Here is a 12,180-nt window from a genome sequence, read left to right on the forward strand (position 1 = left end):
TACCTGAATCGCGGTTATCTCGAGTTCAACATCGACTCGACGCAGGTGTCCATCTCGCCCGACAAGAAGGACATGTACCTGACGATCGCGCTGCACGAAGGCGAACCGTACAAGATCAGCGCGATCAAGCTTTCGGGCAATCTGCTCGACCGCCAGGCCGAGCTGACCAAGCTCATCAAGATCAAACCGGGTGACCGTTTCTCGGCCGAAAAGCTGCAGGCAACCACGAAGGCCATAGTCGACAAGCTCGGCGAATATGGTTACGCGTTCGCGCAGGTCAACGCGCAGCCGCAGATCAATCAGGCCGATCACACCGTCGACCTGACGCTGAACGTGGATCCGAGCCGCCGCGTATATGTGCGGCGCGTGAACATTGTCGGCAACACGCGTACGCGTGACGAAGTGGTGCGCCGGGAAATGCGCCAGCTCGAAAGCTCGTGGTTCGATTCGAGCCGGCTGGCATTGTCGAAGGATCGCGTGAACCGTCTTGGTTACTTTACCGACGTCGACGTGACCACCATTCCTGTGGAAGGCACGAACGACCAGGTGGACGTGGACGTGAAGGTCACGGAAAAGCCGACCGGCGCGATTACGCTCGGCGCGGGTTTTTCGTCAACGGACAAGGTGGTGTTGTCAGCAGGTGTGTCGCAGGACAACGTGTTCGGTTCTGGTACCAGCCTCTCGGTGAACATCAATACGGCCAAGACGTACCGGACGTTGACGGTGACGCAAGTCGATCCGTACTTCACCATTGACGGTATCAAGCGTATTACCGACCTGTACTACCGCACGTATCAGCCGCTCTATTACTCCACTAATTCGAGCTTCAAGATCGTTACCGTCGGTGGTGACCTGAAGTTCGGCATTCCGTTCTCGGAGCAGGACACGGTGTACTTCGGCGCGGGTGTCGAGCAGAACACGCTCGACATCGATTCTGCTACGCCGCAAAGCTATATCGACTACGTGAAGGAATTCGGCCGCGTCGTGAACAACGTGCCGGTGACGGTTGGCTGGTCGCGTGACAATCGTGACAGCGCGCTGGTCCCGAGCCGTGGTTATTACACGCAGACGAACGCGGAATACGGCACGCCGGCGGGTAACACGACCTACGTCAAGGTCGATGCCCAGGCGCAGTATTACTACTCGTTCGCGCGCGGTTTCGTGCTCGGCTTTAACTTGCAGGGCGGTTATGGTAAGGGCCTGCAGGGCCAGACGTACCCGATTTTCAAGAACTACTACGCCGGCGGTATCGGCTCGGTTCGCGGTTATGAACCGAGCTCGCTGGGTCCGCGTGACACGACCACGGGCGACCCGATCGGCGGTTCGCGCATGGCAGTGGGTAACATCGAGTTGACCTTCCCGTTGCCGGGTACGGGTTATGACCGCACGTTGCGCGTCTTCACCTTCCTCGACGGCGGTAACGTCTGGGGCGATCCGGGTCAGGGCGGCACCAGCACGGGCGCGAACGGTCTGCGGTATGGTTACGGTTTCGGTCTGGCGTGGATCTCGCCAATCGGTCCGCTCAAGTTAAGCCTGGGTTTCCCGGTGACGAAGCATGCCGGCGACCAGTATCAGAAGTTCCAGTTCCAGATCGGTACGGCGTTCTAAACCGCGATCGGGACGCGTGGGTGCCCCGGTTTGCCGCTCCTGCGGCGGACCCGGGCGGCCCTGCAGTGGCTTGAACTGGTGACCTGGTGCAGCGACTTGCTTCATCGAGCAAGATAGGTCCGTGGTGTAAATAAGTAACGTGAGGAAGACTTTGCGAACCGGTAAGCTTTCGAAACATATAGCGTTAGCGCTTGTCATGTCTGTGGCGTTCGGCCTGATGGGCGTGGCCAAGGCACAGGCACAGGAGACCCGGATTGCAGCTGTCAACTCCGATCGTATCTTGCGTGAGTCGGCAGCGGCCAAGGCGGCGCAGACCAAGCTCGAACAGGAATTTTCGAAGCGCGACAAGGCGTTGCAGGACATGGCAGCGCGTCTGAAGACCATGTCGGACGCAATGGACAAGAACGGCGCCACCATGGCGCCTGCCGACCGCGCCGCCAAGCAACGCGATTTGTCGCAACTCGACCAGGACTTCCAGCGCAAGCAGCGCGAGTTCCGCGAAGACCTGAACCAGCGCCGCAACGAAGAGCTTGCTGCCGTGCTGGATAAGGCCAACAAGGTCATCAAGCAGATTGCCGAGCAGCAGCATTACGACCTGATCGTGCAGGAGGCGGTGTACGTCAGTCCGCGTATCGATATCACCGATCAGGTGCTGAAGGCGCTGGCCGCGAACCAGACGAGCCTGTCGACCAATCCAGCCAGTAGTTCAAACTGATCGGGAGCGGTAGCGGATGGCATCAGACAGCGCGATCACACTGGGTGAACTGACACGGCGCTTTGGCGGAGACATAGCAGGCGATGCAGCGCATCGCGTGAACGGCCTCGCGCCGCTCGACAAGGCCGGCCCTACGCAACTCGCGTTTCTCGCGAACCAGAAGTATCTGCCCCAAGTGGAAAGCACGCAGGCCGGCGCGGTGCTGATTTCTCCCGCGGACCTGGAAAAAGTGACGTCGCCGGAAGGGCGTAACTTTATCGTCACGGCGAATCCCTACGCTTATTTTGCGCGCGTCGCGCAGGTTTTCATTGACCTCGCAACACCGCCGGTCGAACCCGGTGTGCATCCCACGGCGTTTATTCATCCCGGTGCAAAGGTAGCCGCCAGCGCGGTGATCGGGCCGCATGTGAGTGTAGAAGCGGGCGCCGAGATTGGTGAGCGCGTAAAGCTGGATGCGGGCGTGACTATCGGCCGGGGCGTGAAGCTGGCTGACGACGTTCATCTGTACCCTAACGTGACCGTCTATCATGGCTGTAAGCTTGGCGCGCGCGTGATCGTGCATGCAGGTGCGGTGATCGGCGCGGACGGATTTGGATTTGCGGCAGATTTCGTCGGTGAAGGCGATGCGCGCACCGGCAACTGGGTGAAGATCCCGCAAGTCGGCGCGGTGGTCGTGGCGCAAGACGTGGAGATTGGCGCGAACACCACGATCGACCGGGGCGCGATGGCCGACACGGTGATCGAGGAAGGCGTCAAGATCGATAATCTGGTCCAGATCGGGCATAACTGCCGGATCGGTGCCTATACCGTGATTGCAGGCTGCGCGGGCATTGCGGGCAGCACGAACATTGGGCGGCATTGCATGATCGGCGGCGCGGTGGGCATTGCGGGCCACGTGACGCTGGCGGACTACGTCATTGTCACGGCGCAGTCCGGCGTGTCGAAGTCGCTGCTGAAACCGGGCATGTACACCAGCGCATTTCCTGCCGTGAGTCACGCGGACTGGAACAAAAGCGCTGCCATTGTGCGTAATCTGGACAAGCTGCGCGAACGCATCAAGACGCTCGAAGCTGCCGTGTCCGAGGGCACCAAGCCGGATGACACCCCGGATACCATCCCGGACAGCACTTCAGGCAAGCATTAAGACGGTAAAAACCGCTATCCCACGCGAAACCGCTTGTTGGCTTATAGCTTCCTGGCGAGCGGTTTCGCAGTCAACACCCGCGCTGCGAAGCGCGCGAGCAGAACGACTATGAGCACCGAAAAAATCAATCTAGACATCCATAAGATTCTCACGTTGCTGCCGCATCGGTATCCGATCCTGCTCGTCGACCGTGTACTCGAACTCGTGCCGCATCAGCGCATCAAAGCGCTGAAGAACGTGTCGATCAACGAGCCGTATTTCCAGGGTCATTTCCCGACGCGGCCCGTGATGCCCGGCGTGCTGATTCTCGAAGCGCTTGCGCAGGCAGCCGCGCTGCTGACGTTCGCCGAGGAAAAGGAGCCGCACGATCCGGAAACGACGCTGTATTACTTCGTGGGCATCGACAAGGCACGCTTCAAGCGCGTGGTCGAACCCGGCGACCAGCTGATCCTGAACGTGAACTTCGAGCGCTACATGCGCGGCATCTGGAAGTTCAGCGCGCGTGCCGAAGTGGACGGCGCGGTGGCAGCCGAAGCCGAACTGATGTGTACCGTGAAGAACACGGCCGCGGACCCCAAGTGACGCCAGCCGTGTCCCAAGAGAGGCGCGGCAGATCAGGGCAAAGCAGGGCAAATTCAGCAACAGAACACCAAGCGAGGGCGCATGAGCAAGATTCACCCTACCGCGATCATTGAGCCGGGCGCGCAGCTCGACGAATCCGTCGAGGTCGGTCCGTACGCGATCATCGGCCAGCACGTGCAGATTGGCGCGCGCACGACTATCGGCTCGCACAGCGTAATCGAAGGCCATACGGTCCTCGGCAGCGACAACCGCATTGGCCACTACGCGTCGGTCGGCGGCCGGCCGCAGGACATGAAGTACAAGGACGAGCCCACCCGGCTCGTGATCGGCGACCGGAATACCATCCGCGAATTCACCACCATTCACACGGGGACGGTGCAGGATACGGGCGTGACGACTATCGGCGACGACAACTGGATCATGGCGTACGTGCACGTGGGCCATGACTGCCAGCTTGGCAACAACGTCATCATGTCAAGCAACGCGCAACTGGCGGGTCACGTGATCATTGGCGACTACGCCATTGTCGGCGGCATGTCGGGCGTGCATCAGTTCGTGCGCATCGGGGCGCACTCCATGCTGGGTGGCGCGTCCGCACTCGTGCAGGACATCCCGCCGTTCGTGATCGCCGCCGGCAACAAGGCGGAGCCACACGGTATCAACGTGGAAGGGCTGCGCCGGCGCGGTTTTTCGGCGGACGCTATTTCGGCGCTGCGCTCGGCGTATCGCCTGTTGTACAAGAGCGGCGCAACGCTCGAAGAGGCGAAGGCGCAATTGCGCGAACTCGCTTCCGCAGGCGGCGACGGTGATGCGCCGGTGACGGCGCTGGCCGATTTTATCGACGCGTCGCAGCGCGGCATCATCCGTTGACCGAGCGCCCAATGACGCTGGCGCCCGCCCCCCTGCGCGTTGCGATGGTTGCGGGTGAGCCGTCGGGAGATCTGCTCGCCGCGTCGCTGCTTGAGGGCCTGAACGAGCGCTTGCCGGCCGGCACGCAGTTCAATGGCATTGGCGGTCCACGCATGACGGCCGCCGGTTTCGATGCCCATTGGCCGATGGACAAGCTCACCGTGCGCGGGTACGTCGAAGCCCTGAAGCATATCCCCGAGATCCTTGGCATTCGCAACGAACTCAAGCGGCAACTGCTCGCGGAGCCGCCGTCGGTGTTTATCGGCGTCGATGCGCCCGATTTCAATTTTAGTCTCGAGCACGCGTTGCGCGAGGCGGGCATTCCGACGATGCATTTCGTGTGCCCGTCGATCTGGGCGTGGCGCGGCGGACGGATCAAGAAGATCGTCAAGGCCGTCGATCACATGCTGTGCGTGTTCCCGTTCGAACCGGCGCTGATGGAAAAGGCGGGTATTGCGTCCACGTACGTGGGCCATCCGCTCGCCGATGAAATCCCGCTCGTGCCCGACGTTGAAGGTGCGCGCCGGGAGTTGGGGTTGCCGGAAGGCGGTCCGATCATTGCCGTGTTGCCGGGTAGCCGGCGTTCGGAGATCGCGCTGATCGGCCCGACGTTTTTCGACGCGATGGAGCTGATGCAGCTTCGCGAACCCGGCGTACGTTTCGTGATGCCGGCAGCGACCGCCGCGTTGCGCGAGTTGTTGCAGCCGCTGGTTGCCGCGCATCCGAATCTGGCCCTGACCATCACGGAAGGCAAGGCCCAGGTCGCGATGACCGCAGCTGACGCCATCCTGGTCAAGAGCGGCACGGTCACGCTGGAAGCGGCGTTGCTTAAAAAGCCGATGGTCATCTCGTACAAGGTGCCTTGGCTGACGGGTCAGATCATGCAGCGGCAGGGTTATCTGCCGTATGTCGGCTTGCCGAACATTTTGGCCGGTCGGTTTGTCGTGCCGGAAATTCTCCAGCATTTCGCCACGCCCGAAGCGCTCGCCGACGCTACGCTGAAACAGTTGAACGACGATGCGAACCGCGCGACACTGACGGAAATCTTCACGGAAATGCACCACGCGCTGCGTCAGAACACGGCTCAACGTGCTGCGGAGGCCGTGGCGCAGGTGCTGGAAACGAGGAGGCCGCGGTAATGGCGAAGATCGTCGTGAAAGGCGCGGTACGGCGCTCGGTGCAGCCCGGGTTCGACTTCGATGTCGATACGCCGTCCGACGTCATTTGCGGCGTGGACGAAGCCGGGCGCGGCCCGCTGGCCGGTCCGGTGGTCGCGGCGGCGGTGATCTTCGATCCATCGAAACCTAAAATCCGCGGACTCGACGACTCGAAGGTGCTGAGCGCCAGGAAGCGCGAGGAACTGTACGAGAAGATCATCGACCGTGCGTTGGCCTATTGCGTGGCCTCGGCAACGGTCGAGGAAATCGACACGATCAACATTCTCCATGCCTCCATGCTCGCCATGAAACGCGCGGTGGAAGGGCTGTCGGTCACGCCGACGGTGGCGAAGATTGACGGTAACCGGTGTCCCCAGTTGTCGATGCGTTCAGTGGCGGTTATTGGTGGCGATGCATTGATTGCGCAGATTTCGGCGGCTTCAATTCTCGCCAAGGTCACGCGCGACCGGATGCTGCTGCAATTGCACGAAGTCCACCCCGTTTATGGTTTCGACGCCCACGCCGGTTACGGCACGCCGCAGCACCTGAGAGCGTTGCTTGAACATGGGCCTTGCGAGCATCATCGGCGCTCGTTTGCGCCTGTTCGGGAAGCGCATGCGCGATTGGGCATGGCGTTGCCGGTTGTTGCCGCCGGGGCGCTGGAAGCGGCTGCCGGGGAACCGCGCATTGACGCTCCTCCGTTCTGAATTCTCCCCAAGTGAAAGCCATTACCTCGCGGGATAACCCGCTTTACAAGCGCCTGAAGGCGCTCGCCGGCTCGACCGCACAGCAGCGCCGCAGCGGCCACGCGTTGCTCGAAGGGCTGCATCTTGCGAGTGCTTATCTTGATGCCGCGGGGCAGCCTGAGACGTGCGTTGTGACCGAGGGCGCGCTTCAGCATGAGGAAGCGCGGCAGATCGCCGGGCGGATCGATCCAGCACATGTTTATACGTTACCCGATGCTTTGTTCGGACAACTATCGAGTGTCGTGCATGGCGTGGGAATGGTGTTGCTGGTCGAGAAGGTTGCGACATTACTGCCCGAGCGCATCACCCAGACGTGTCTGGTTCTTGATGGCATCCAGGATGCCGGTAATGTCGGATCCATTTTGCGAAGCGCCGCGGCGGCTGGAATTCAGCATGTGTTTTGCGCGCCGGGGACGGTGTATGCGTGGTCATCGAAGGTGTTGCGCTCGGGTATGGGCGCGCATTTCCTGCTCGGCATTTACGAGGACGTCGAAGCGGCGGAATTGTTGTCCCGGCTTGCTTCCGAGGTGCGGGTGACGATCACCGATTCGCACGGCGCAAAGGCGATCTACGATGCCGATTTGTCCGGGCCCGTGGCCTGGGTCATGGGCAATGAGGGTGCGGGCGTCTCGCCATTCTGGCGCGATCACGCGACGTTGCGGGTGACGATTCCCCAGCCGGGCGGCATGGAGTCGCTGAATGTGGCGGCGGCTGCCGCGGTTTGCATCTTTGAGCAGTGCCGGCAGCAACGCGGGTAGTCGTGCGGGTAGTCGTGATAGCCATCGCCATCGTGCGAGTTCGCAAAAAAGGCGTTTTCAACCTTCGTTGAAAACGCCTTTCGCCTATGTGCCAACCGATATCAATAATACGATGGCCGTTCCAGCCGGATCTCCTGCAGGATGGTCGTGGCGATTTCCTCGATTGACTTATGCGTCGACGATAACCACTTGACCCCCTCGCGCTTCATCATCGCTTCGGCTTCGTTGATTTCATAGCGGCAGTTCTCCAGCGCCGCGTACTTGCTCCCCGGCCGTCGCTCATTGCGAATCTCCGCCAGCCGCTGCGGATCGATCGACAAGCCAAACATCTTTTCCCGATACGGAAGCAGCGGTGTCGGCAAGCGCCCACGCTCAAAATCTTCCGGAATCAACGGATAATTTGCTGCTTTGACACCGTACTGCATCGCCAGGTAAAGCGACGTCGGCGTCTTGCCGCTGCGCGACACGCCGACCAGGATGACATCGGCGTCGGACAGATTGCGATTCGACTGGCCGTCGTCGTGCGCCAGCGAAAAATTGATCGCCTCGATCCGGTTCTTGTATTCGTCCGTATCCGCGTTCTGGTGCACGCGGCCCATGGCGTGCGTCGACTTGATGTCGAGTTCCAGTTCCAATGGCTCGATGAACGTCTGGAACATGTTCAGCACCAGCGCATTCGACCGCTGCACGATTTCGTTGGACGCGCTGTCCACCAGCGTGGTGAACACGATCGGCCGGCGGCCATCGAGCGACACGGCCTCGTTGATCTTCGCAATGGTTGCATGCGCCTTCTCGGTCGAATCGACAAACGGCACGCGCACGAGCCGGAATTTCTGGTCGAACTGGGACAGGATCGAATGCGCGAATGTCTCGGCAGTGATCCCGGTGCCATCGGAAACGATGAATACGGTGGGCGGCATGGGTCGTGAAGTGCGTGAAATTACGTGAGTGACGTGAAACGAACTGCCCGTGATTATCGTCGTATCGTCGATTAACGCAACTCACGGGATGATCAACGGATCGGCGCGAAAGCCCTTCACGCAAGCGGCCGGCAAAGGCGGTCTGCGCACGGCGTTCAGGCGAATAACTTGAAACTAAGCAACCACTAAAACACCCGATGTGCGCCGCCACACCATGCACGTGTGAAGGGTCTCATTACGCAGCGGTTTTATGCCCCGCGATGAAACATTTTCAAGAGTTAGCACGGTAGAATAGCGGCAACCTGTTCGATAAGCAATTGCGGCCGTTTAGTCATCGATTCACAAAAATTAGCGTCTATTCGTGCGTTTTCGCGGCAGAACGTAGATTTTGTGGGTGGTTTCAGGCGGAATCGATGTGTTTCGGAGTCGTGTTTTTCAGTGTCGAAACGTGGTTTTGGAAGGGCTCACGTTCCGTAGATCTGATTGATGCACGACGCGTTACGTCCCCAAGGGGTGCGTGGATCGAAACATGCGGCATGTGCTTATCAAACAGGTTATGCAGGTTGCGGTACGCGCCCTTTATAAGCGCCGCCGCTTCGAGCCCACTTGCATGATCGTGAATTCCATCCACCTTAGGGGCTTACATGACTAACGAAGCTAACGTTGCAAAGGACCAGGCGTATGTAGTTCCATTCGAGCAGTTGCGAATGACCGACGTCGACATTGTCGGCGGCAAGAATGCGTCACTCGGCGAGATGATCAGCCAGCTCGCCGAAGCCGGCGTGCAGGTGCCCACTGGTTTTGCGACCACGGCGCAGGCATTTCGCGACTTTCTTCATCACAACAACCTGACCGAACGCATCGCCAAACGTCTCGAGCTCTTTGACGTAGACGATGTGAAAGCCCTTGCCGAAGCCGGCAAGGAGATCCGTCAATGGATCGTCGACGCGCCGATGCAACCGCGCCTCGAAGAACTGATTCGCAAGGGCTTCGACACACTGCAAAACGGCTCGCCGGACGAGTTGTCGTTCGCCGTGCGTTCTTCGGCGACCGCTGAAGACCTGCCGGATGCATCGTTCGCGGGTCAGCAAGAAAGCTACCTGAACGTGGTCGGCATTGACGAAGTGCTCGATCGCATGAAGCACGTGTTCGCGTCGCTTTACAACGACCGCGCTATTTCGTATCGCGTGCACAAGGGTTTTACGCACGCTGAGGTCGCGTTGTCGGCGGGCGTGCAGCGCATGGTCCGCTCGGACGTGGGCGCGGCCGGCGTGATGTTTACGCTCGATACCGAATCAGGTTTCAAGGACGCCGTGTTCATCACGTCGAGCTATGGCCTGGGCGAAACGGTCGTGCAGGGCGCCGTGAATCCGGACGAGTTCTACGTCTTCAAGACCACGCTGGAACAAGGCAAGTACCCAATCATCCGCCGCTCGATCGGCTCGAAGCTCATCAAGATGGAATTCACGAGCGCTGGCGAAGCCGGCCGCGTGAAGACCGTCGACGTGGCGCACGAGCAGCGTAACCGTTTCTCCATCACCGACGAAGACGTGATCCAGCTCGCGAAGTACGCGGTGATCATCGAAAAGCATTACCAGCGTCCGATGGATATCGAGTGGGGCAAGGACGGCCGCGACGGCAAGATCTTCATTCTCCAGGCACGTCCTGAAACGGTGAAGAGCCAGGCTGCGGGCAAGGCCGAAATGCGCTTCAAGCTGAAGGGCCAGTCGAACGTTCTGGCAACCGGTCGTGCTATCGGCCAGAAGATTGGTGCAGGTCCGGTGCGCGTGATCCACGATCCGTCGGAGATGGATCGCGTTCAGCCGGGCGACGTGCTGGTGGCCGACATGACCGACCCGAACTGGGAGCCGGTGATGAAACGGGCATCGGCAATCGTGACGAATCGCGGCGGGCGCACCTGCCACGCGGCCATCATCGCGCGCGAACTGGGCGTGCCGGCAGTGGTGGGTTGCGGCGACGCGACCGACGTGCTGAAGGAAGGCCAGTTGGTGACGGTGTCGTGCGCTGAAGGCGACGAAGGCAAGATCTACGACGGCCTGCTCGAAACCGAAGTGACCGAAGTCGAGCGCGGCGAACTGCCCGAGATTCCGGTCAAGATCATGATGAACGTCGGCAATCCGCAACTCGCGTTCGACTTCTCGCATCTGCCGAATGCAGGCGTGGGTCTGGCACGGCTCGAGTTCATCATCAACAACAATATCGGCGTGCATCCGAGGGCGATTCTCGAGTACCCGAACATTGATGCCGACCTGAAGAAGGCCGTGGAAAGCGTGGCGCGTGGCCATGCATCGCCGCGTGCGTTCTACGTCGACAAGCTGACGGAAGGCATCGCCACGATCGCGGCGGCGTTTTATCCGAAGCCGGTGATCGTGCGCTTGTCCGACTTCAAGTCGAACGAGTACAAGAAGCTGATCGGCGGTTCGCGTTATGAGCCCGACGAAGAAAACCCCATGCTCGGTTTCCGCGGCGCATCGCGTTACATCTCGGAGGACTTCGCCGAAGCCTTCCAGATGGAATGCGTCGCACTGAAGAGGGTGCGTGAAGAGATGGGCCTCGACAACGTCGAGATCATGGTGCCGTTCGTGCGTACGCTGGCGCAGGCTGAGAAGGTTGTCGGCCTGCTCGGGAAGTTCGGCCTGAAACGCGGCGTGAACGGCCTGCGGTTGATCATGATGTGCGAGATTCCGTCGAACGCGATTCTTGCCGAAGAGTTCCTGCAGTTCTTCGACGGCTTCTCGATCGGATCGAACGACCTGACGCAGCTCACGCTGGGTCTGGACCGCGATTCGGGAATGGAATTGCTCGCAGTCGATTTTGACGAACGCGACCCGGCTGTGCAGTTCATGCTGAAGCGCGCGATCGAAACCTGTCTGCGGCTGGGCAAGTACGTGGGAATTTGCGGTCAGGGCCCGTCGGACCATCCGGACCTCGCCGAATGGCTTGCGAAGGAAGGCATTGAGTCGATGTCGCTGAATCCGGACACGATCATCGACACATGGAAGACGCTGGCTAAGGCTTTGAATAAGTAACACGATAAGTGAACCATGTGGCTGTATCGAAAGGATATCAACCTTTCAAAACAGTAAGCGTGCTATAACACCCCGGACGTTCCGGGGTGTTTTTGTTTGGAGGAAACGCATGGCTGCTAACGGACTTTTCTGGTGGATCGGCGCCGGGGCGCTCGTGTTGCTCGAGTTGATGTCCGGCACGTTTTATCTGTTGATGGTGGCGCTCGGTTTTATCGCGGGCGGGATCGCGCATTTGTTGGGAGCGGGACTGGAGATCGAGCTGCTCGTGGCTGCATTGGTGGCGATGATCGCCGTTGCGGTATTGCGGCGCTCGAAGCTGGGACACGTTACCCGGCGCGATGCGTCGCATGATCCGGGCGTGAACCTGGATATCGGCGAGACGTTGAAGGTGAATGAGTGGCATGAGGGCCGCGCGCGGGCGCTGTATCGCGGGGCGGAATGGGACATTGAACTGGCGCCGGGGGAGACCGAAGGCGCGCATCTTTACAGGATCACGGCGTTTTCCGGCAACACGCTGGTGGTGGCGGCAACACGCTGAGAGGGTGGAAATCGGGCTTGCGACCGGGTGCAAGACTGGGCTTGAGCTTTCCT

Annotated in this window: 11 protein-coding genes; 10 read left to right on the top strand and 1 reads right to left on the bottom strand. The window is 60.3% G+C overall.

All coding sequences use genetic code 11. From position 1 onward, the window contains the following. The 8 genes from bamA to AWB69_RS17265 all read left to right on the top strand — a co-directional run. A partial coding sequence (bamA, locus tag AWB69_RS17230; RefSeq protein ID WP_062086832.1) for an outer membrane protein assembly factor BamA occupies positions 1-1,608 on the top strand: 1,608 nt, incomplete at its 5' end. 196 nt (positions 1,609-1,804) lie between these two features. Beyond that, positions 1,805-2,323 carry an OmpH family outer membrane protein gene (locus tag AWB69_RS17235; protein WP_062086834.1) on the top strand — a complete coding sequence of 173 codons (519 nt, stop codon included), beginning with the start codon at positions 1,805-1,807 and terminating at the stop codon, positions 2,321-2,323. Positions 2,324-2,339: 16 nt separating this feature from the next. Continuing rightward, complete coding sequence (gene lpxD / locus AWB69_RS17240) at positions 2,340-3,467, top strand: UDP-3-O-(3-hydroxymyristoyl)glucosamine N-acyltransferase (RefSeq protein ID WP_062086836.1); 1,128 nt, start codon at positions 2,340-2,342, stop codon at positions 3,465-3,467. 108 nt (positions 3,468-3,575) lie between these two features. Continuing rightward, complete coding sequence (fabZ, locus tag AWB69_RS17245) at positions 3,576-4,049, top strand: 3-hydroxyacyl-ACP dehydratase FabZ (RefSeq protein WP_062087046.1); 474 nt, start codon at positions 3,576-3,578, stop codon at positions 4,047-4,049. An 81-nt stretch (positions 4,050-4,130) separates the two neighbouring features. Beyond that, entirely contained in the window at positions 4,131-4,919 is a 789-nt protein-coding gene (lpxA, locus tag AWB69_RS17250; protein ID WP_062086838.1) for an acyl-ACP--UDP-N-acetylglucosamine O-acyltransferase, read from the top strand. Positions 4,920-4,930: 11 nt separating this feature from the next. Further along, positions 4,931-6,097 carry a lipid-A-disaccharide synthase gene (gene lpxB, locus AWB69_RS17255; RefSeq protein WP_062086840.1) on the top strand — a complete coding sequence of 389 codons (1,167 nt, stop codon included), beginning with the start codon at positions 4,931-4,933 and terminating at the stop codon, positions 6,095-6,097. After that, a complete protein-coding gene (gene rnhB / locus AWB69_RS17260; RefSeq protein WP_062086842.1) occupies positions 6,097-6,822 on the top strand; it encodes a ribonuclease HII in 726 nt (241 codons plus the stop codon). The genes lpxB and rnhB overlap by 1 nt, the downstream gene beginning before the upstream one ends. 11 nt (positions 6,823-6,833) lie before the next feature. Continuing rightward, positions 6,834-7,619 carry a TrmH family RNA methyltransferase gene (locus tag AWB69_RS17265; RefSeq protein ID WP_062086844.1) on the top strand — a complete coding sequence of 262 codons (786 nt, stop codon included), beginning with the start codon at positions 6,834-6,836 and terminating at the stop codon, positions 7,617-7,619. A gap of 101 nt (positions 7,620-7,720) precedes the next feature. Here AWB69_RS17265 and ppsR read toward each other — a convergent pair whose 3' ends face one another. After that, complete coding sequence (gene ppsR, locus AWB69_RS17270) at positions 7,721-8,539, bottom strand: posphoenolpyruvate synthetase regulatory kinase/phosphorylase PpsR (protein WP_062086846.1); 819 nt, start codon at positions 8,537-8,539, stop codon at positions 7,721-7,723. A gap of 644 nt (positions 8,540-9,183) precedes the next feature. On the opposite strand from ppsR, the gene ppsA reads away from it, so the two are divergent. Next, complete coding sequence (gene ppsA / locus AWB69_RS17275; RefSeq protein ID WP_062086848.1) at positions 9,184-11,589, top strand: phosphoenolpyruvate synthase; 2,406 nt, start codon at positions 9,184-9,186, stop codon at positions 11,587-11,589. Positions 11,590-11,698: 109 nt separating this feature from the next. Next, the gene (locus AWB69_RS17280) at positions 11,699-12,127 is read left to right on the top strand and encodes an NfeD family protein (RefSeq protein ID WP_062086850.1); all 429 of its coding nucleotides are present in this window, start codon (positions 11,699-11,701) and stop codon (positions 12,125-12,127) included. The last annotated feature ends 53 nt before the right edge of the window (positions 12,128-12,180 follow it).

The organism is Caballeronia udeis, assembly GCF_001544555.2.
Classification (GTDB): domain Bacteria; phylum Pseudomonadota; class Gammaproteobacteria; order Burkholderiales; family Burkholderiaceae; genus Caballeronia; species Caballeronia udeis.

Excerpts from the sequence above, each read along its gene's own strand:
- AWB69_RS17235 (WP_062086834.1), top strand. The coding sequence starts at position 1,805 with ATGTCTGTGGCGTTCGGCCTGATGGGCGTGGCCAAGGCACAGGCACAG.
- lpxD (WP_062086836.1), top strand. The coding sequence starts at position 2,340 with ATGGCATCAGACAGCGCGATCACACTGGGTGAACTGACACGGCGCTTT.
- fabZ (WP_062087046.1), top strand. The coding sequence starts at position 3,576 with ATGAGCACCGAAAAAATCAATCTAGACATCCATAAGATTCTCACGTTG.
- lpxA (WP_062086838.1), top strand. The coding sequence starts at position 4,131 with ATGAGCAAGATTCACCCTACCGCGATCATTGAGCCGGGCGCGCAGCTC.
- lpxB (WP_062086840.1), top strand. The coding sequence starts at position 4,931 with ATGACGCTGGCGCCCGCCCCCCTGCGCGTTGCGATGGTTGCGGGTGAG.
- rnhB (WP_062086842.1), top strand. The coding sequence starts at position 6,097 with ATGGCGAAGATCGTCGTGAAAGGCGCGGTACGGCGCTCGGTGCAGCCC.
- ppsR (WP_062086846.1), bottom strand. The coding sequence starts at position 8,539 with ATGCCGCCCACCGTATTCATCGTTTCCGATGGCACCGGGATCACTGCC.
- ppsA (WP_062086848.1), top strand. The coding sequence starts at position 9,184 with ATGACTAACGAAGCTAACGTTGCAAAGGACCAGGCGTATGTAGTTCCA.
- AWB69_RS17280 (WP_062086850.1), top strand. The coding sequence starts at position 11,699 with ATGGCTGCTAACGGACTTTTCTGGTGGATCGGCGCCGGGGCGCTCGTG.